We start from the raw sequence: 18,065 nt of genomic DNA on the forward strand, positions 1-18,065 counted from the left end.
ACAATGCCACCTGCAGATTTGCTTTCTTGTTCGTGACGCTTAACGATAACGCGATCGTTTAAAGGACGAATTGCCATCTCAAATCTCCTGAAAATTCCAATGTTAATGATATTTTGTGCCTTCTACATAAAGGCAATGATTAAGCAGAAGACGCATCGCCTGCTTAGAATTCTTTTAAAATAGAACTTGGTTCTGCGTCCAGAGATGGGGTTAGCAGAAGTGATCTCAAGGCTTTTTTATAAAAAAGTGAAATAAATGTGATGTTTTTCAAGATATATTTGGAATAAGGTAGGGAATCGCTCATTACTAGATTTTTACATTAGGGATCTTTAGCTGTGATGACCAAGTATAAAGACGATAACAAACTTGTTTGTTTTTAAGAGGATTAATTTTGGGTGTAATGAATAGTCGGTTTAACCTATTAAAATATTTAACAATTGTATTCATTATTGCCGTTAGCAGTAACCTTGCAGCACAACAAGAAATTGCCTTAGAAGATGATATGCGACCCGTTTGGGAAGTGGGGGTATTTGCTGCCGCCTTTAATTCGCCAGAATACCCAGCAGCCGGTCAAAACCAGTCCAATGTTATCCCTTCTCCCTACTTTATTTATCGAGGTGAAACCTTACGTATTGGTGAGGGCTCAATTGCTAGGGCAGTGGCAATTGATAAAAGTTGGTATGAGTTAGATTTGTCTTTGGCTGGCTCCTTCAATGCCAATTCAGAAGATAATGAAGCACGCGCAGGTATGCCCGATCTAGATTTTATCTTTGAGCTCGGTCCGCAGCTTAAATTACGCTTAGCAAAATTTGAATTTGAACAGCATGGAAAAGGTGAGTTGTTTTTAAACTTACAAGCACGAGCCGCATTTTCAACGGATTTTTCAGGCCTCGATAAAAGAGGCTATGTGTTCCAACCGGTATTCAGTTACCGCCAACGTGGTTGGTTAAGTGAAAAAACTGCTTTATCGATTAGTCTCTCACCTACTTGGGCAACTGAAAAATTACATGACTATTTCTATCAAGTGGATAGCGATTTTATTACCGACCAGCGTTCTGCCTATGATGCAAAAGGTGGTTATTTAGGCACCGATTTATCGGTTGGTTTATCTTTCAACGCAACTAAAGATATTCGAATATTTACCTTCGCCCGAGCTTCTATCCATTCGGGAGCAGAAAATCAAGAGAGTCCACTTTTTAAAGAAAAAAGTACTTATGCGTATGGTATTGGTATGGTTTGGCGGTTGTGGGAGAGTGAACAAAAGGTGAGTGGCCGCTAGAATAAGCGCTCAAGATAGTGACAAAAATCTAACATTGAGTGTTTAGTTCAGTCTCAGATATCAAGTATAGAGAAACGATTACAATATACTTGATACCTAAAATCAAATGCTTTTAACGACCAGGAGTCCTGTATTTAGAGCATTGCAATAGCTTGCGGTTGCTACCTGTAGCTGCTCTTTTATAACAACTGACTTCTTGGACCTGTTCACCATATTTTTCAATGTATTCGGCAGCAAGAGGTTTTAAAGCTGCAATTTGTTCTGCTGAAAGTGAATTATGAAGTTGATCTCTCACTTCACGCCATCGTTTCTCGTTATGTTCTGAAGCAACGTTAAGCCAAAGATAAGCCTGTCCGTAATCTTGCTCAACTCCGAGCCCCTCCATGTATAATAAAGCAAGTGTGAACTGCGATATCTTATTTCCAAGTTTGGCTGCTTCATCAAGAAGCGGAAAAGCTCTATCGTAATCTTTGCCTTGAACCGCTGAAGCGCTTAATAATGCGACTCTATTATATTTATCTACTTCGAATGACGTAGCTGCATTAGCTGACTGTGCACTTAGACCAAAAGTCATAGCTGCTATTATTAGTAATTTTTTCACCTTGAATTTCCTATAGTTTAGGCTCTAACCATATTCTGGCAGGTAAATATGTGATTTAGCGTGTACATTTGTAACAAGAGTTGTGATGGAGCTTGCTATGAATTTCTGAAGTACTTGTTTTTATTGAGTTTCAGACATGTTTTGTATCACCGAGAACGGATAGGTTTAGCAGGGTATTTTAAACCTGAATTAGCTACGTTATGCCTAATTAATTACCCAATTTACGCTAATATACCTGAAGAACCGCCTTGTTATTGGCGCAGAGCCAAATAAACCTTGTACAAAAAGCCCAGTTTATATACAATCCGCGCCGCTTAAAACAGTCACTTAATTTTAGTTCCTTGTCTCTATATAGTTTGACTGTGCTATCGAGGCTACAACCGTGAGGAGCAACATACATGCGTCATTATGAAATCGTATTTATGGTTCACCCTGACCAGAGTGAACAAGTTCCAGGTATGATCGAGCGTTATACTGGAATTCTTACCCAAGAGGGTGGTCAAATTCACCGCTTGGAAGATTGGGGCCGTCGCCAGTTGGCTTACCCTATCGACAAATTACACAAAGCACACTATGTCCTAGTAAACGCTGAAGCAACTGCTGAAGCTGTTGAAGAGCTAGAAACTGCTTTCCGTTTTAATGATGTTGTTCTGCGTAACCTTGTTATGCGTACCAAAGATGCTGTGACTGAACAGTCTCCTATGGCTAAAGAAGAACGTCGTGAAAAGCGTGAAGAAAAAACCTATGAAAAGCCAGCTGCTGCCGTTGAAAAAACAGCCGCTCCAGCTCCTGCAGAAGAAGGGGACAAATAATGGCTCGTTTTTTTAGACGTCGTAAATTCTGTCGTTTTTCTGCTGAAGGTGTTGCTGCGATAGATTATAAAGATATCGCTATGTTGAAAAACTACATCACTGAAAGTGGCAAGATTGTACCTAGCCGTATCACTGGAACTAGCGCGAAATATCAGCGTCAGTTGTCAACTGCTATAAAGCGTGCGCGCTTCTTGGCGTTGCTCCCATATACTGATTCTCACAAGTAATCATAGGTAGCAAAGATGGATATCATACTATTAGACAAGATCGCTAACCTAGGCGGCTTGGGTGACAAAGTCACTGTAAAATCAGGTTACGCGCGTAACTTCTTGTTTCCGCAAGGTAAAGCAGTTCCCGCTACAAAAGTAAATGTAGAAAAATTTGAAGCGCGTCGTGCTGAGTTGGAAGCAAAAATTGCTGAACAACATGCTGCAGCACAGGCCCGTGCAGATAAAATCGCTGCGTTAGGTGAAGTGACTATCGCTTCTCCTGCTGGTGATGAAGGTAAATTGTTTGGTTCTGTCGGTACACGCGATATAGCTAACGCAATTACTGCTGCTGGTGTTGAAGTGACTAAATCGGAAGTTAAATTACCTGTTGGTACTTTACGTGAAACTGGCGAATTCGAAATCGATTTGCAAATTCACTCAGACGTTACTGCCACTATCAAGTTGGTTATAATTCAAGAAGCATAATTGCTGCTTGTTTTGAGTATCTAAAAACACCGCTAATTTAGCGGTGTTTTTTTATGTTTAAAATTCATTATTTCGCTTGTTCATAGGCTTCTTTTAACCACCCTAACAACTCATCATCAATTTGATTAACCTCGGTAATTTGCACTCTATGAGTACACATAGTGCCAAATGGTCCCGACGTTTCAAGCCTACCTTCATAAGGTGTGTCATTAAGTTTAAGACCCAAATCGATGCGTTTTTTGGTCGATGGCTGAATAAGCGAAAATTGTCTTTTTACCCGCATACTGACCGCTGATTTTTTGGGGGCCACTTCAACATCATGCCCTAGGTTTTTGATTGCCGCGTGTAACTTGTCAAAGAGTGGTTTGAGGTTTTCTTTGCCTTTATATTGGTTGGCAATTAAATCTTCCGCATTAGACGAACCTGCATCCGCTTCACGAAACTTCAAAGCAATAAAATTGGCAAAACCATGAGTAATAGCATGTTCATTTTTGAGGAAGGTAGTGTATTCGGCATGTTTGCTAAACGGTTTTTGTGCCAATAACCGCTTCCATTCGTCCAGTGTTTTACCGGTTTTCTCTAATAAATTTTGTTCCATATTTTTTCTCTAATCTAAATGGTATTTGTTTGTTAGCCGTTCTTTCCATTCTGGATCTAGGCCGGTAGCGTTAGTAGCCAGTTCAATTAGCTGCGCTTTAGCTTTGCCATGGATAACCTTTAGCATAGTATCAATGCTGATATTTGTATTAGGTCTTTGTTGTAACAGGAATTCGTCATTTAGTTTGATGTGCCCTGCTTCTAAAACACGGTAGTACCAACCATTAAGCCTATGCTGACTAATAAATTGATGTAAATCAGGTTGCTTAAACTTAGCATCAATTTTCCAACAGGGAATACGGGGCGAGCTAACTTGCACTATGGCACTACCTAGCTTGTAGATATCACCAATACACACATTGTGTTCGTTCATATCCGCTGCCGATAAGTTTTCGCCGATCATCCCTGGCTTGGCTTTTTTATACAGAAGAGGGTATCGCTTAATGATTTTTTCGTAGCTGTACAGTGCATACTGATGTAATGCCTTTTCAGGTCCCCCGTGGAAACGTTTATCTGCTTGAATATCACCTACTATGCCTAATTCATTGACTGACACTAGTTCTACTGATTGTTTATAAATACCTGTTGGGCTGCGTTTCTCACCAATGTTAGATAAAGACCCTGAATATAAACCAATGATTTTCATAATTATTTCTACTCATTTTAATTATTTTTTTGGTGCTTTAAACCTTTGTGATCTACTCTGCGACTAATCTTTTAACACAACAAGAGTAAGAGCTTAGATTGGCTAACCAAGGAAATGTCGTTGCTGCTCAGCATAAGTTTGCCACAAAAAGTGAGTGGGACTTAATTAAAGCGGTGCAGAACGGAGACAAACAAGCTTATAACCGATTGTATCAAACATACATTGGACAAGTGTATGGGCTGTGTTTTCGGCTGACGGGTGAAAAGATGTTAGCTGAGGATGCTGCGCAAGAAGTGTTTATTCAGTTGTGGCGAAAAATCGGTAATTTTAAAGGTGATAGCAAGTTTTCAACTTGGCTTCACACTGTCACTTCAAACATCACTATTTCTTATATACGTAAGCAAAAGGGATGGTTGCAGAAGATGTTTAATATTGAAGATTCTGTAGCTATGAACGCAGAGGCAGATGAGTCGAGCAGTAGTGTTGATATAGAAAGTTATGTTGCAAGACTGCCAGAGAGGGCTCGAATTGTATTTGTGCTACATGCAATTGAAGGTTATCGACATGAAGAAATAGCCACTATGACTGATATGGCCGTAGGCTCGAGTAAAGCGCAATTTCACCGCGCCAAGCATTTGTTGAAGGAGTGGATGGGATATGAGTAAAGCTAATTTTGAACAAACGTTAGCGGAACAATTAGCTAATGTAGATAAAGAACTTCAGCCTGATAAGGATTTATGGCCAGGCATCGAGTTAGCGTTGTCCAGTGAGATTGCAGATTCACCCCCTGTAGTGGCAGGAAATAAAATGTATTTGGTTGCAGCTACGATAGCCATATTCGGGTTGATTGGCTGGTTAGCGGTTAATCAACAGCCTGTATCTTTAACTGGTGTAGATTTGGTCGCGTCGTTAAGTAAGCAACATTTAGAGCAAAAGAATGCTTTATTGGTTAGCTTTCAAGATCAACCTGCACTGACCCAAAATTGGCAAGACCAACTAATAGAACTAGATGATGCCGCTGATGCGATAAAAACGGCATTAGAAAATGAGCCAAATAATATGGCGCTATTAAAGATGCTGCAAAGTGTACATCAACAACAAATTAATTTAATTGAGCGCGTGCATTCACCAAAATGGCAACAAATGTCACAAATTTAAAGTGCTGAGTTTTTAGGAGTATTGAAATGAAAAAATTATTAATGTTTGCCGGCTTTTTATGCCTAAGTTGGACTGTTTTAGCGGATGAAAAAATCGACCGTTCATTGGATGTGTCGAAGACCCCTTATGTTCAAATTGAACATGTAAATGGATCTGCCAAGGTGATTGCCTGGGATAAGTCCGAGGTAAAAGTAACGGGCACTTTAGGTGACAGGACAGACAAGTTCATCTTTGAAAAAGATGGTAATGAAGTGCTTATCAAAGTCAAAGTTAAGAATAATAATGGTTGGGGAAATTGGGGCTCAGATAAAGGGGACAATTTAGAGATATTTATTCCTCGGCAAAGTAAGGTGTATTACAGCGCAGTGAATGCTGATGTTGAATTAGCACAAGTACGTGGTGGTGCAAAAGTTGAAACAGTAAATGGTTCTATTGATGTGAAAGAGTTAGCTGGACGTATCCGTCTTGAATCTGTAAATGGTCGAATAGCAGCGGATAGTTTAGAAGGTGACGTAAGAATAAGCACTGTGAACGGCACAATTGACTCCCGTAGTTCAAAAGGTAAAGAAGACTCTTACGAGTCGGTCAATGGCAACATCGAAGTGTTCAGTGAAAGTGGCGATATCAACGTGGAAACTGTTAATGGCGATATTGAATTAGAGCTTGGTAAGGTTAATCAGTTAAATATGGATACAGTAAACGGCTCAATCGAAGCGAAGCTGGATCTTGAAAGAAACGGTGAAATTGAAGCCTCTTCAGTGGGTGGCTTGATTCGTCTTTATTTACAAAGTGATGTTTCAGCTAGGTTTGACATTGAAGGTCATGCAGGTGGAAAAATCACCAATAATTTGTCTGCTGATAAAGAACAAAAAGCCAAGTATGGGCCTAACCGCTGGTTAAAGTTTTCATTAAACGGAGGCAGTGCCAAAGTGAATGTGTCGACTGTTAGTGGACGGATTAGGTTGGATAAAAAATAACCCAAAAACATATGGTTTTTTGATACTTTGATTTAAAATCAAGAAAACTGCTGGAAAGTGAACCATTTAGTCTAAAAATTGGTTATATTATATGTTCGGTTAAAATAATAAATAATATCCGAGTTTACACTATCCAGGAGAAATCATATGAACAAAACATTATCTACGCGTATGCGTCGATCTTCCTATGCCGTTTTAATGGCTCTAGGGTGTTTGACTGCAATACCAACTTATGCTCAAGAAGCTGCTATCGATGAGATAGAAGAAGTAGAAGAAGAAATAGAAAAAGTAGTAGTAACAGGTTCGCGTATTAAACGCGCTGAATTTACTAGTGCGTCTCCCATCCAAATTATTGATGGTGGCGTTTCACGTGAACTTGGCCTTTTTGATGCGAGTGAAATGTTACAAACCACGAACCAAGCATCGGGTTTACAAATCGACAACACCTTTGGTGGTTTTGTTTTGGACAATGGTCCAGGTTCATCCACTATCGGTTTCCGTGGCTTAGGTGCCGGCAGAACATTAGTGTTAATAAATGGACGACGTGTTGCTCCAGCCGGTGTAGGTGGCGCGCCTGTTTCCCCAGATTTAAACTTGATCCCAGCTGTTATGATTGACAGAATCGAAAACTTATTCGACGGTGCATCTACGGTATACGGTTCAGACGCTATTGCTGGTGTTGCCAACGTTGTATTACGTAAAGATGTAGACGGCTTTGACTTTCAAAGTAGTTTCAGTGCTCCTTCATCAGGTGGCGGTGAAGAATTAACTTTTTCTGGAATTTATGGAACAAGTGGTGATAATTACTCGTTCAATATTTCAGCTGAATATTACGATCGTAACGCCCAGTCGTACAAAGAGAACGATTTCGCCAGTAACTGTGACGAACTTTATTATGAAGGGGATGACGGCGGAATTTATACAGAGTTTAGGGGCATAGGTCCTAATCCTACGCCTGCAGATTCATGTGATATTTTTCCACTTAGTAACCGTGTTCAACAAGACGGTTTCTTTGGTTCACTTTATTATACACCTGGCTTTTCAAATATTGGCGTTCCCGGTTTATCTGAATCTACTACCTCTATAGGCAATATTCCTTTCATTAACGGTACAGTCGCTGCTGATAGTAATGGTGATGGCATTGATGACGTTGCTATCTTTGATGGCAATGGCGATGGATTGAGAGATTTTGATTTTCAAGACCCCTTTTACAGCTTAGGCCGTACTGATTATGTAAATGGTGCAGACTGGGTCAGCGCGGTTCAGCGTATTAGTTTGTTCGCAAACGGTGATTATCTTTTACAAGATGATAATGACACTCGAGTTTTCTTCGAAGCGTTATATGCTAACAGAGCCTCTGATGTCTTTAACCCAGGTGGACAATTTTTCCAATGGGTAGGAGCAGACAACCCTTATAACCCTTGCGGAACAGATCCTATCAATGGCCAGAACTGTTATGCAGGCAGTGGCTTAGATGCGTTTTTTGGCGATACTCGCACACGTATGCGTCCTATAGTCAGTATTCGTGACGACAGAGACACCAATGTTGTTGATGTATACCAATATCGTCTAGTAGGTGGTGTTGATGGCAATATTGGCGCATTTGATGGTTTTGGTGAAGGGTCTTGGACCTACGAAGTAGCATTAAATTATAGTGCGTCTAAGGGAAAAAACAGCATAGTAGGTGTCAGTGAAGCAAAATTAGTTGATTCACTGGATAACTCGGTTAGAAATGCTGATGGTTCTGTTACTTGTGGAGCAGGTTGTGTTCCAGTTAACCTGTTTGCGCCGAATATTTATCAGTTGGGCGGTGGTGCATTCACTGAAGCTGAGAAAGATTATCTTTTCACAAGTCGTGAGATCATTACTGAAGTTAAGCAGACGGTAATCTCTGGCTATGTTACTGGCGACCTTTATAAATTACCTTGGAACGATCAAATCGTGCCTTTGGTAGTCGGTGCTGAATTTAGAAAAGACGAAATTATCACAGACGCCAATGATGTAGCTGCTGAAGGCCTGCTATGGGGATATTTCTCAGATGAAGGTGCTGATGGTAGCCGTGATATTCGTGAATTGTATTTTGAAACTGAGTTACCATTAATCAGAGGCGCTAAATTCGCAGAAGAATTGACTATTACTGCCGCAGGTCGTTGGACTGAAGAAAGTTTTTATGATGCTGAAACTATTTATAGTTTAAAAGCGGTATATCGTCCTACTGAATGGTTAACTATTCGTGGTACAAGGGGCACATCTTATCGTGCACCTAATTTACGTGAGCGTTTCCTAAATGGTACTTCTGGTTTTTCTACCATATCAGACCCCTGTGTAGTGCCTGAAGCGGCCCGTGATACAGATTTAGGCGTGAGTGTGGCTCAAGTTTATAATGCTGAAAATGATACCCGTGAGAGTCGTATTATAACTTCTTGTATTAACAACGGTGTTGATCCTCTGACATTAGGTTTAGGTACAGAGACTGATAATGGGTTTACTGCTAATACTAGTACTGAAGTTACGACTGGTGGTACGCAAGAGTTGAATCCTGAAACGTCTTTATCTAAAACATATGGTTTTGTTATTGAAAATCCTTTCAGTGAAGAGTTTGACATGACTTTTGGTATCACTAAGTATGATATTGAAATCACTAATAGTGTTGCTGAGCCAAGTGGTGGCTTCTTAGTTAACCAGTGTTACGACAATATTGAAGTACCAGATGGTACCAGTGGGTTCTGTGGCGCGGTGCAACGTGATGCAACAACAGGCAGATTAAGTGGCGTTAATGCATCATTTGTTAATATCGGCTTAGAAGGTTCTTCAGGTACTGACTACAATCTTTTCTATCAACAGGATTTTGTGGTTGGCGATAATGAGTTAGGTGTAACACTTGACTTACAAGCAACTCAGCTCGACTCTGCTGAATCTGATGTTTTAGGCCTGTATGACGACAACTTTGGTGAGCCGGCCTTCCCAGAATGGCGTGCCAGTGCAAGATTGTCATTTAGCTACCGTGATTTCAGATTTAACTGGTTTAGCCGCTATATCGGTGACGGTGAAGCGGATGATCCGGATGACTTTGATACATACACACCGTGTGATGGCTTAGATGTATTGTGTCGTCCTGTGTATTACACAGAAACATACACAACTCATAGTGCCTCAGTGAATTATACTGGCGATAATTACACTGTCACTATGGGTATACAAAACATCTTTAATGATGCACCACCAGTAGTTGATGGCGGCGGAGTATTCTCCACGCGTAATATCCCTCTAGGTGTTGGTTATGACTTATTTGGTCGTTCAGCCTATATGAGTGTTGGTTATACTTTCTAAGGCATAATACTCAAATAAAGCATAGGGCTCAGGCAAGTAACTTTGTTATGAGCCCTTTTTCGTTAAGGACTTTTATGTCACTTTTAAAGAGAGAAAGACATGTTTAGACAATCCCCATTTGTTGTTAAAATGGCGATAATATCAATCATATTATCTACCTGCATGGCTGTCCAAGCAGCCAATAAAGAGCGCGAAACATTGCCTCTTGATGCCTTTGCTACCTTGCCGGCCATGAATCAGGCAACAGTATCTTTGGATGGGTCAAAAATTGCCATTGTGAGAGCCACCAGTAAAAATGGCGACTACATAGTAGAGATTTATTCCACCAAAGATTTGAAATCAGATCCTGTGCGACTTGGTGCCGACCGCATGGAAATTACGAATATTGGCTGGTTGAATAATGAAAAAATACTTGTCCAATTTACCCAAAATATTCAAGATGGAAATGATAACTATTGGGTTACAAAAGCCGCCATCGTGAATGCAGATGGAAAAGGCTCTTGGCGTATCCCCTTTCCTAAGGAAAATAGAGCTAATTATGGTGTTTTAGACACTTTGTCCGACGAGCCAGATTATATTTTGTTAACGCGAGATATTAATGACAATCGGATACCGGATGTGATCCGATACAACATTAATACTGGCGCCACTAAGACTGTTTTGCGCGGTAATGAAAAAATCAGCGGTGGTTTTGTTCCTGACCCTTATGGAGAAATCAGAGCTGCTTCTGGTTATGACGCGGCTTCAAATTCAATAAAGCAGTATGCCCGGGTAAAAGGTGAGTCTAAATGGCGTGAAATTTACAGTAATTCTCCGGAAAATCGCGAAGAGTGGGAGTTTTTGTATTTTTCTCATGAAAATCCTGATGAAGTGTATGTAAGGGCCAATTTAAAAGAAAACTTAGCCGGCATATACACCTACAACATCAAAACCAACACTTATTCAGAGAGACTTTTTGGTTTGAAATCGGTAGATGCAGACAGTGTTCTTTTAAGCCGAAAATCTGCTACTCGTGGACAGCTATTAGGTTATACCTATACTAGTAAACACCCCAAGCGAGTGTTTGTTGATCCAAACGAAGAAGCCTTATTTAAAGGAGTAGAAGCGTTATTTCCTAAAAAGGTGGTCTCGTTAGTTAGTCGTTCAGAGGATGATAATGCGATTATCATTAGTACTTCATCTGCCAAAGATCCTGGAAGTTATTTCTTATTAACTGATAAAAAGAAACTGGACTTTTTAGGGGAAAGGTTTCCGTTAATCAAGCCAGAACACTTATCATCAGTAAAATATGTTAAATATACTGCCCGAGATGGTCGAAAAATCCATGCTTACATTACTGTTCCTAGTGGAAAAGGCCCTTTTCCAGCAGTTGTTATGCCACATGGTGGCCCTTGGGTAAGAGACGTGGTGATTTATGACGAATGGAGTCAGTTATTAGCCCATCATGGTTATATGGTTATCCAGCCTCAATATAGAGGTTCTACAGGTTATGGATTGGAGCATTGGAAGGCTGGAGATAAAAAGTGGGGCCTTGAAATGCAGGACGATAATGATGATGCAGCCCTTTATTTAGTTAAAAAAGGTTTAGCAGATAAAGACAGGTTAGCCATTTTTGGCTGGAGTTATGGTGGTTATGCTGCTTTTGCTGGTTCGATGCGCGAAAATAATATCTATCAATGTTCCATTGCTGGAGCCGGTGTAACTGACTTGAGCCGAATAAATGCAACACTTTTTGGCGCAAATAGATTCGGTCGAATCTTTCAAGCGCCCACTGTTAAAGGTGTATCACCCATTGAACAAGCAGATAAGGTCAATATACCTTTGCTCATTATTCACGGTGATATCGATCAACGTGTGCCCGTAGAGCAGAGTCGTCTATTCGTAGACGAATTAAATAAGCTCGATAAAGACTTCAAATACGTTGAGTTAGAAGGTGCAGACCATTTTTACAATACCTTGTATTATCGTCATAAAACCAAGCTATATACAGAAATGTTAGATTGGCTTAAGAATAAATGTTAATGCTTTAAAAATAAAAAAACTCGACAATAGTCGAGTTTTTTTTTGACCAATACATAAGTTTAAATTTGCATAAACTAAGTAGCTCTCTCAACAGCAATATTTGCCAATGCAATCAAGGCTTCTTTAAATTTTGATTCAGCTAAAGGTTGTAGTGCATTTATTGCATTTCTTGAGGCAGTTAATGCTTGGTCTTTGGTATAGGTTAAGGCGCCAGTTTGTTCCATAGCGGACATGATCTGAGTAAAGTATTGTAATCCATTACCGGTTTCAATGGCTTCTTTTATCAGTGTTCTTTGTTGTTCAGTGCCATGCCACATTGCATAAAGTAGTGGTAAGGTAGGTTTCCCCTCAGCTAAATCATCTCCCACGTTTTTGCCCATTTCTTCGGGATCTGCTGCGTAGTCAAGAATGTCGTCTACTAATTGGAAGGCCGTACCTAAGTACTTTCCATACTCTTGCATGGCAAGTTCTATTTCTTCATTTTGGTCGGTTAATACAGCGGCAAGTAAAGTAGCAGCTTCAAATAAACGAGCCGTTTTACTATAAATAACCTGCATATAGCTTTCTTCGCTGGTTTCGGGATCATTACAGTTCATTAACTGTAAAACTTCACCTTCCGCTATGACATTGGTTGCATCAGACAAAATTTTCATTACACGCATACGATCTAGACTCACCATCATTTGAAATGAGCGGGTATAAAGAAAGTCGCCTACTAATACGCTAGCTTGGTTACCAAATACGGCGTTTGCCGTTTCTTTACCGCGGCGCATGGTGGACTCGTCGACGACGTCATCGTGAAGTAAGGTGGCAGTATGAATAAACTCGATGATAGCCGCCAAGGTATGATGCTGCTCTGTTTGAATGCCTAAGGCTCTTGCAGCGAGTACAGTCAAAAGTGGCCTTAGACGTTTTCCTCCACTATTGACAATATAAAAGCCTAGTTGGTTAATCAACGATACGTCTGAATCGACTTGCTTTTGAATAAGCCCATTTACCGCCAGCATATCTTTATGAGCAAGTTGATTAATTGTTTCTAATTTCATACTGCCGTTTTTACCCATTTTGGAATGAAGTTCAGTTGTTAGCTGCAGATTAGCATGTGGATTTTACAGAATTTTTTCGGGGTATCTAGTGGCACTTTGGTCTAATTGCGTGAAAAACCTTAAGCTAGTTCAATGCGTTTGATATTTAACCAAATTAATTCAGAAACGGGCTTGATCGGTGCTATATGTTCACGTACAATTCGCCGCCTGTTTTTGAATATAAGTGTCAAGAGACACAGTGCGGAGTTTAATTATGTACGCGGTTTTCCAAAGTGGTGGTAAACAACACCGTGTGGCTGAAGGTCAAACCCTTCGCCTAGAAAAAATCGAAGTGGCTCCAGGTGAGTCAATAGAATTCGGTGACGTGTTAATGGTAAGTAATGGTGACGATATTAAAATTGGTACCCCTTATGTAAGTGGTACCAAAGTTACAGCCGAAGTTGTAACTCACGGACGTGGCGAGAAAGTAAAAATCGTTAAGTTCCGTCGTCGTAAACATTCACGCACCACACAAGGTCATCGTCAGTGGTTCACGGAAGTGAAAATCACTGGTATTAGCGCTTAATAGGAGTATATACAAATGGCACATAAAAAAGCTGGTGGTAGTACTAACAACGGCCGTGATTCAGAAAGTAAACGCCTAGGTGTTAAGCGTTACGGTGGTGAGTCAGTTTTAGCCGGTAACATTATTGTTCGTCAACGTGGTACTAAATTCCACGCTGGTAACAATATGGGTATTGGTAAAGATCATACTTTATTCGCTTTATCTGATGGTAAAGTTCAGTTTGAAGTAAAAGGTCCTAAAAATCGTAAATTTGTGAGCATTGTTGCTTAATAAGCGATAATCCATAAATTTTTTAAAAAGCCCCGCTTTATGCGGGGCTTTTTGTTGAATCGGTAAAAAGTGAATCCATTTGAGGAATGCTATACTAGATTCAATTGGGTAACTTTCAAGGTGTCATTAAGTCATGAAATTTGTAGATGAAGCTGATATCCGCGTTGACGCGGGTAATGGCGGTAATGGTGTAGTCGGTTTTCGCCGTGAAAAATACGTGCCGGATGGTGGTCCAGACGGTGGTGATGGTGGTGACGGCGGAAGCATCTATTTGGTTGCTGATGAAAACTTAAACACCTTGATCGATTATCGTTTTGAGCGATTTCATCGTGCTGAGCACGGCAAAAAAGGCCAGAGTGCCAACTGTACTGGTAGAGGTGGCGTTGATTTAGAAATTAAAGTGCCCGTTGGAACCCGTGCAACTGATAGTGAAACCGGCGAAGTATTGGGTGACTTAACTAAACATACACAGCGTATGAAAGTGGCGCAAGGCGGTTATCATGGTTTGGGTAATGCTCGTTTTAAAACCAGTACCAATCGCGCACCAAGACAAAAAACAGACGGTACGCCGGGTGAAGTCAGGCATCTGAAATTAGAGCTGATGTTGCTGGCCGATGTGGGCTTATTGGGTATGCCTAATGCTGGCAAATCTACCTTTATCCGTAGTGTTTCAGCGGCCAAACCTAAAGTAGCTGATTACCCTTTTACGACCCTAGTACCGAATTTAGGTGTGGTGCGTTTAGATTCAATGCGCAGTTTTGTTATTGCTGATATTCCGGGCTTAATTGAAGGTGCAGCTGAAGGTGCAGGTCTTGGCATTCAATTTTTAAAGCATTTAGAGCGCTGCAGAGTGTTATTACATTTGGTCGATTTGATGCCTGCTGACGGTTCAGACCCTGTCGAAAATGCTAAGGCGATTGTTGCTGAGCTCGAAAAATATAGTCCTAAGCTTGCAGCTAAACCTCGTTGGTTAGTCTTTAATAAAGTCGACTTGATGCTTGAAGATGAAGCTAATGAGTTGTGTAAGCAGATTGCCGATGCACTTGAATGGCAAGATGAGTACTTTCAAATATCCGCATTCCAAAAAATTGGTACGCATGAGTTGTGTATGAAATCTATGGATTTTATTGAAGCAATGCCAGAAGAAGCGGCACCTGAGATAGAGGAAGAAGAGACAGGATTCAAGTGGGATACCTATCACAAAGATACTATTGAAGACGCTTATGATGATGACGACTTTGATGACGATGATGACGACGACTCTGGTGTTGAAGTTGTTTACACCAAGGGATAGTTAGTTCTTTAATAAATTAGAACCGAGCCAGAAACGTATTTCTGACTCGGTTTAATTCTTATATACTTCGCCAACTACACACTCTTCTGAAAGAACTCACCTCGATATGATGCAAATTTCAATGATTGCAGCAATGGCAAACAACCGAGTCATCGGCGCCGACAACTCTATGCCTTGGCATTTGCCAGCTGATTTAAAACATTTTAAAGAAATCACCTTAGGTAAACCCATTATTATGGGGCGTAAAACTTACGTATCTATCGGTAAAGCTTTACCTGGTAGGCTTAATATAGTGGTTAGTTCTGATGTTGATTTTACCCTAACGGATGCAACAGTGGTAAATAGTTGCGAACAGGCTATAGATGTAGCGGCAGAATATTGCGCTCTGCAGAAAATCGATTCCCCTGAAGTGATGATAATAGGTGGGGGTACTATTTATCAGCATTTCCTCGCGTTTTGCCATCAACTTTATTTGACTCAAATCGAACTAGAAGTTGATGGAGATACACATTTTCCTGATTACGAGGCCGAGTACTCTTGGAAAGAGATCGATAATGAAGGTCATCAAGCAGATCCCGCAAATCCTTATGTCTATCGTTTTATTACTCTTGCAAAACAGGCTGTTTAGGTTTTGATAACAAGGTGTAGGTATACACATAGCCATAAATAGCAGTAATTAAAATACTAGGTGTTACGGTTAACCATAGGTTAGGTGTTTGGTTAACCCAGTTAACACCAATGGCAATGCTGGACTGGATTGCTATAGGTAACAAAGGCGCTAACAAACTACCAGGGACAACATTGTTATTTAGATATTTGGCCGAATTATCTAGTGCACGTTTAAAGGTCCTAAAAATCGCAATATTTTGAGAGGTCTTGGAGTGCACTGTGCAGATAATTGGCACAACAAACATAAGGGATAAGTAACTTTCACTGAATTTAGACACTGATTTCTCTAAAATGAAGGTAAATAAAATCGTAATTGTTGCGCTGAGTGTTCCCTGCACTAATGCTGACCTAAGTATTAATTCTTGATCTTCTGTAGCCATTCCGTTCGCCCAATATGACCACGCAAAGTAAAAACAAAACGAGATAACGGCTGAAATGATTAATCTTATTGTAGAGTTCATGGATGTGATCTTGTGGAGACCTAAAATGATAGTGAATAATACTCAGATAATTACAATCTAGCGAATCTTATCTTGTATCTATTTCTATCAGTAGAAGCCCATTTTTGAAATCATTGAGCCTATTTTGAATAAGGCGTTGCTGAGAAGGTAATTACTTATGGTGATTGGTATTGTTATGCATTTAATTTTTTAAGCTACAATAATGGCTTACTACTACCTCAAATTATATGGAATAAAAAATGGCTACAGTGACATTGCAAGGCAACGCCTTTAATACAGTGGGTGAATTACCAAAAGTAGGAACTCAGGCTCCTAGTTTTACTTTGGTAGAAACTGACTTATCAGAAACTACATTAGCAGATTACGCAGGTTCGAAATTAATTCTGAATATTTTCCCTTCAGTTGATACTGGAGTATGTGCCACTTCAATCCGTACTTTTAATCAAAAAGCGAGTGATTTAGATAATACAAAAGTGTTATGTGTTTCCGCTGACCTGCCCTTTGCAGCAGCACGGTTCTGTGGTGCAGAAGGGATTGACAATGTGGCAACAGGCTCAAGTTTTAGAGGCAGCTTTGGCGCCGACTATGGCGTGAGTTTTAGCGATGGTCCGTTGGCTGGATTATTGTCTCGCAGTATAGTGGTGATTGATGAAACAGGTACAGTTGTTCACACTGAACAGGTAGCTGAGACCACTGAAGAGCCAAATTATGCCGCGGCTACTGGTGCTCTGTAAACTTTCGAAATCCTCTGTCTTAAAACTAAAAAAGCCTCATTAGAGGCTTTTTTTTGCACTGTAGCATTTAAGCTAAGTAAGCTTATTAAATAACGCTTCTAAGTCTAAACCTTTGTGTCCCAACATGTCTCTAAGCCGACGTAATGCTTCAACTTGTATTTGACGCACTCTTTCACGAGTTAAACCAATTTCTACACCTACATCCTCTAAAGTTGAAGGTTCATAACCTAATAATCCAAAGCGCCTTGCTAGCACTTCACGTTGCTTAGGATTGAGATCTTCTAACCATTTGATGATATTCAGTTTGATATCTGAATCTTGAAGATCTTCCTCAGGACCATGGCCTTTGTCATCAGCAATGACATCCAGTAAAACCTTATCGTTTTCTCCACCAGTAGGGGTGTCAACAGAGGTGATTCTTTCGTTTAATCGCAACATTTTGGTAACGTCACGAACAGGCTTGTCGAGTGATTCAGCAATTTCTTCTGCGGTTGGTTCATGATCTAGTTTTTGTGAAAGCTCTCGAGCTGCTCGAAGGTAGACATTTAATTCTTTTACCACATGAATAGGTAAACGAATGGTGCGGGTTTGGTTCATAATAGCCCGTTCAATGGTTTGTCTAATCCACCAAGTAGCATAGGTTGAAAATCTAAATCCTCGTTCGGGATCAAATTTCTCTACAGCGCGAATAAGGCCTAAATTTCCTTCTTCAACCAAATCAAGCAAGGCTAAACCGCGATTATTATAACGTCTTGCTATTTTTACGACTAAACGAAGGTTACTTACAATCATTCGTTTTCGAGATGCTTCATCGCCTTTTAGGGCTCTTCTTGAAAAGTATACTTCTTCTTCTGCGGATAATAGTGGGGAAAATCCAATTTCACCTAAATACAATTGAGTTGCATCAAG

At 40.3% G+C, this 18,065-nt stretch carries 20 protein-coding genes and 1 pseudogene; 14 read left to right on the top strand and 7 right to left on the bottom strand.

Translation table 11 applies throughout. The features are described 5' to 3' along the window. Positions 1 to 77, bottom strand: a pseudogene (gene groES / locus QZ488_RS17480) (co-chaperone GroES); the annotation flags it as partial. A 323-nt stretch (positions 78 to 400) separates the two neighbouring features. On the opposite strand from groES, the gene QZ488_RS17485 reads away from it, so the two are divergent. After that, positions 401 to 1,279 carry a MipA/OmpV family protein gene (locus QZ488_RS17485; protein WP_293751204.1) on the top strand — a complete coding sequence of 293 codons (879 nt, stop codon included), beginning with the start codon at positions 401 to 403 and terminating at the stop codon, positions 1,277 to 1,279. A gap of 112 nt (positions 1,280 to 1,391) precedes the next feature. Here QZ488_RS17485 and QZ488_RS17490 read toward each other — a convergent pair whose 3' ends face one another. Beyond that, complete coding sequence (locus QZ488_RS17490; protein ID WP_293751206.1) at positions 1,392 to 1,880, bottom strand: hypothetical protein; 489 nt, start codon at positions 1,878 to 1,880, stop codon at positions 1,392 to 1,394. Between the two features lie 398 nt (positions 1,881 to 2,278). Here QZ488_RS17490 and rpsF point away from each other — a divergent pair, with 398 nt between their 5' ends. From rpsF to rplI, 3 genes are read left to right on the top strand one after another with little or no spacing between them, the layout of a single operon-like run. Then, on the top strand, positions 2,279 to 2,692 hold the full coding sequence (rpsF, locus tag QZ488_RS17495; RefSeq protein ID WP_293751208.1) for a 30S ribosomal protein S6: 414 nt from the start codon (positions 2,279 to 2,281) through the stop codon (positions 2,690 to 2,692). Then, a complete protein-coding gene (rpsR, locus tag QZ488_RS17500) occupies positions 2,692 to 2,919 on the top strand; it encodes a 30S ribosomal protein S18 (RefSeq protein ID WP_158966663.1) in 228 nt (75 codons plus the stop codon). The genes rpsF and rpsR overlap by 1 nt, the downstream gene beginning before the upstream one ends. A gap of 15 nt (positions 2,920 to 2,934) precedes the next feature. Continuing rightward, positions 2,935 to 3,387 carry a 50S ribosomal protein L9 gene (gene rplI, locus QZ488_RS17505; RefSeq protein ID WP_293751212.1) on the top strand — a complete coding sequence of 151 codons (453 nt, stop codon included), beginning with the start codon at positions 2,935 to 2,937 and terminating at the stop codon, positions 3,385 to 3,387. Positions 3,388 to 3,454: 67 nt separating this feature from the next. Here the strand turns inward: rplI and QZ488_RS17510 are convergent, their stop codons facing one another. Together QZ488_RS17510 and QZ488_RS17515 are read right to left on the bottom strand one after the other, a co-directional pair. Next, positions 3,455 to 3,985: a DUF5655 domain-containing protein gene (locus QZ488_RS17510; protein ID WP_293751214.1), complete on the bottom strand. Its 531-nt coding sequence runs from the start codon at positions 3,983 to 3,985 to the stop codon at positions 3,455 to 3,457. A gap of 9 nt (positions 3,986 to 3,994) precedes the next feature. After that, positions 3,995 to 4,630 carry an MOSC domain-containing protein gene (locus QZ488_RS17515; RefSeq protein WP_293751216.1) on the bottom strand — a complete coding sequence of 212 codons (636 nt, stop codon included), beginning with the start codon at positions 4,628 to 4,630 and terminating at the stop codon, positions 3,995 to 3,997. Positions 4,631 to 4,728: 98 nt separating this feature from the next. Between QZ488_RS17515 and QZ488_RS17520 the strand changes: the two genes are divergently transcribed. The 5 genes from QZ488_RS17520 (at position 4,729) to QZ488_RS17540 (ending at position 12,117) form a co-directional block, all read left to right on the top strand. Beyond that, the gene (locus tag QZ488_RS17520; RefSeq protein ID WP_293751218.1) at positions 4,729 to 5,295 is read left to right on the top strand and encodes an RNA polymerase sigma factor; all 567 of its coding nucleotides are present in this window, start codon (positions 4,729 to 4,731) and stop codon (positions 5,293 to 5,295) included. Next, entirely contained in the window at positions 5,288 to 5,788 is a 501-nt protein-coding gene (locus QZ488_RS17525) for a hypothetical protein (protein ID WP_293751221.1), read from the top strand. The genes QZ488_RS17520 and QZ488_RS17525 overlap by 8 nt, the downstream gene beginning before the upstream one ends. Positions 5,789 to 5,814: 26 nt before the next feature. Next, positions 5,815 to 6,765 carry a hypothetical protein gene (locus QZ488_RS17530; RefSeq protein ID WP_293751223.1) on the top strand — a complete coding sequence of 317 codons (951 nt, stop codon included), beginning with the start codon at positions 5,815 to 5,817 and terminating at the stop codon, positions 6,763 to 6,765. Positions 6,766 to 6,912: 147 nt separating this feature from the next. Next, the gene (locus tag QZ488_RS17535; RefSeq protein WP_293751225.1) at positions 6,913 to 10,095 is read left to right on the top strand and encodes a TonB-dependent receptor; all 3,183 of its coding nucleotides are present in this window, start codon (positions 6,913 to 6,915) and stop codon (positions 10,093 to 10,095) included. 99 nt (positions 10,096 to 10,194) lie between these two features. Further along, the gene (locus QZ488_RS17540) at positions 10,195 to 12,117 is read left to right on the top strand and encodes a prolyl oligopeptidase family serine peptidase (protein WP_293751227.1); all 1,923 of its coding nucleotides are present in this window, start codon (positions 10,195 to 10,197) and stop codon (positions 12,115 to 12,117) included. A 74-nt stretch (positions 12,118 to 12,191) separates the two neighbouring features. Here the strand turns inward: QZ488_RS17540 and ispB are convergent, their stop codons facing one another. Then, complete coding sequence (gene ispB, locus QZ488_RS17545; protein ID WP_293751229.1) at positions 12,192 to 13,163, bottom strand: octaprenyl diphosphate synthase; 972 nt, start codon at positions 13,161 to 13,163, stop codon at positions 12,192 to 12,194. 253 nt (positions 13,164 to 13,416) lie between these two features. On the opposite strand from ispB, the gene rplU reads away from it, so the two are divergent. The 4 genes from rplU (at position 13,417) to folA (ending at position 15,920) form a co-directional block, all read left to right on the top strand. After that, the gene (rplU, locus tag QZ488_RS17550; RefSeq protein WP_293751231.1) at positions 13,417 to 13,728 is read left to right on the top strand and encodes a 50S ribosomal protein L21; all 312 of its coding nucleotides are present in this window, start codon (positions 13,417 to 13,419) and stop codon (positions 13,726 to 13,728) included. A 15-nt stretch (positions 13,729 to 13,743) separates the two neighbouring features. Further along, entirely contained in the window at positions 13,744 to 13,998 is a 255-nt protein-coding gene (gene rpmA / locus QZ488_RS17555; RefSeq protein ID WP_007622901.1) for a 50S ribosomal protein L27, read from the top strand. Between the two features lie 133 nt (positions 13,999 to 14,131). Continuing rightward, on the top strand, positions 14,132 to 15,292 hold the full coding sequence (gene cgtA, locus QZ488_RS17560) for an Obg family GTPase CgtA (protein ID WP_293751235.1): 1,161 nt from the start codon (positions 14,132 to 14,134) through the stop codon (positions 15,290 to 15,292). A 121-nt stretch (positions 15,293 to 15,413) separates the two neighbouring features. Then, entirely contained in the window at positions 15,414 to 15,920 is a 507-nt protein-coding gene (gene folA / locus QZ488_RS17565; RefSeq protein WP_293751243.1) for a type 3 dihydrofolate reductase, read from the top strand. Here folA and QZ488_RS17570 read toward each other — a convergent pair. Next, positions 15,895 to 16,341 carry a hypothetical protein gene (locus tag QZ488_RS17570; RefSeq protein WP_293751237.1) on the bottom strand — a complete coding sequence of 149 codons (447 nt, stop codon included), beginning with the start codon at positions 16,339 to 16,341 and terminating at the stop codon, positions 15,895 to 15,897. The two genes, folA and QZ488_RS17570, sit on opposite strands and share 26 nt — an antisense overlap. Positions 16,342 to 16,661: 320 nt before the next feature. Here QZ488_RS17570 and tpx point away from each other — a divergent pair, with 320 nt between their 5' ends. After that, positions 16,662 to 17,156: a thiol peroxidase gene (tpx, locus tag QZ488_RS17575; protein ID WP_293751239.1), complete on the top strand. Its 495-nt coding sequence runs from the start codon at positions 16,662 to 16,664 to the stop codon at positions 17,154 to 17,156. A gap of 72 nt (positions 17,157 to 17,228) precedes the next feature. On the opposite strand, the gene rpoS is transcribed toward tpx, so the two are convergent. Continuing rightward, on the bottom strand, positions 17,229 to 18,065 hold an 837-nt coding region (rpoS, locus tag QZ488_RS17580; RefSeq protein WP_293751241.1), incomplete at its 5' end, for an RNA polymerase sigma factor RpoS.

The organism is uncultured Paraglaciecola sp. (assembly GCF_913020055.1).
In the GTDB taxonomy this organism is placed as follows: domain Bacteria; phylum Pseudomonadota; class Gammaproteobacteria; order Enterobacterales; family Alteromonadaceae; genus Paraglaciecola.

Excerpts from the sequence above, each read along its gene's own strand:
- QZ488_RS17515 (WP_293751216.1), bottom strand. The coding sequence starts at position 4,630 with ATGAAAATCATTGGTTTATATTCAGGGTCTTTATCTAACATTGGTGAG.
- rpmA (WP_007622901.1), top strand. The coding sequence starts at position 13,744 with ATGGCACATAAAAAAGCTGGTGGTAGTACTAACAACGGCCGTGATTCA.
- rplU (WP_293751231.1), top strand. The coding sequence starts at position 13,417 with ATGTACGCGGTTTTCCAAAGTGGTGGTAAACAACACCGTGTGGCTGAA.
- cgtA (WP_293751235.1), top strand. The coding sequence starts at position 14,132 with ATGAAATTTGTAGATGAAGCTGATATCCGCGTTGACGCGGGTAATGGC.
- QZ488_RS17510 (WP_293751214.1), bottom strand. The coding sequence starts at position 3,985 with ATGGAACAAAATTTATTAGAGAAAACCGGTAAAACACTGGACGAATGG.
- QZ488_RS17570 (WP_293751237.1), bottom strand. The coding sequence starts at position 16,341 with ATGGCTACAGAAGATCAAGAATTAATACTTAGGTCAGCATTAGTGCAG.
- ispB (WP_293751229.1), bottom strand. The coding sequence starts at position 13,163 with ATGAAATTAGAAACAATTAATCAACTTGCTCATAAAGATATGCTGGCG.
- rpsF (WP_293751208.1), top strand. The coding sequence starts at position 2,279 with ATGCGTCATTATGAAATCGTATTTATGGTTCACCCTGACCAGAGTGAA.
- QZ488_RS17485 (WP_293751204.1), top strand. The coding sequence starts at position 401 with ATGAATAGTCGGTTTAACCTATTAAAATATTTAACAATTGTATTCATT.
- QZ488_RS17535 (WP_293751225.1), top strand. The coding sequence starts at position 6,913 with ATGAACAAAACATTATCTACGCGTATGCGTCGATCTTCCTATGCCGTT.
- folA (WP_293751243.1), top strand. The coding sequence starts at position 15,414 with ATGATTGCAGCAATGGCAAACAACCGAGTCATCGGCGCCGACAACTCT.
- tpx (WP_293751239.1), top strand. The coding sequence starts at position 16,662 with ATGGCTACAGTGACATTGCAAGGCAACGCCTTTAATACAGTGGGTGAA.
- rplI (WP_293751212.1), top strand. The coding sequence starts at position 2,935 with ATGGATATCATACTATTAGACAAGATCGCTAACCTAGGCGGCTTGGGT.
- QZ488_RS17525 (WP_293751221.1), top strand. The coding sequence starts at position 5,288 with ATGAGTAAAGCTAATTTTGAACAAACGTTAGCGGAACAATTAGCTAAT.
- QZ488_RS17530 (WP_293751223.1), top strand. The coding sequence starts at position 5,815 with ATGAAAAAATTATTAATGTTTGCCGGCTTTTTATGCCTAAGTTGGACT.
- rpsR (WP_158966663.1), top strand. The coding sequence starts at position 2,692 with ATGGCTCGTTTTTTTAGACGTCGTAAATTCTGTCGTTTTTCTGCTGAA.
- QZ488_RS17540 (WP_293751227.1), top strand. The coding sequence starts at position 10,195 with ATGTTTAGACAATCCCCATTTGTTGTTAAAATGGCGATAATATCAATC.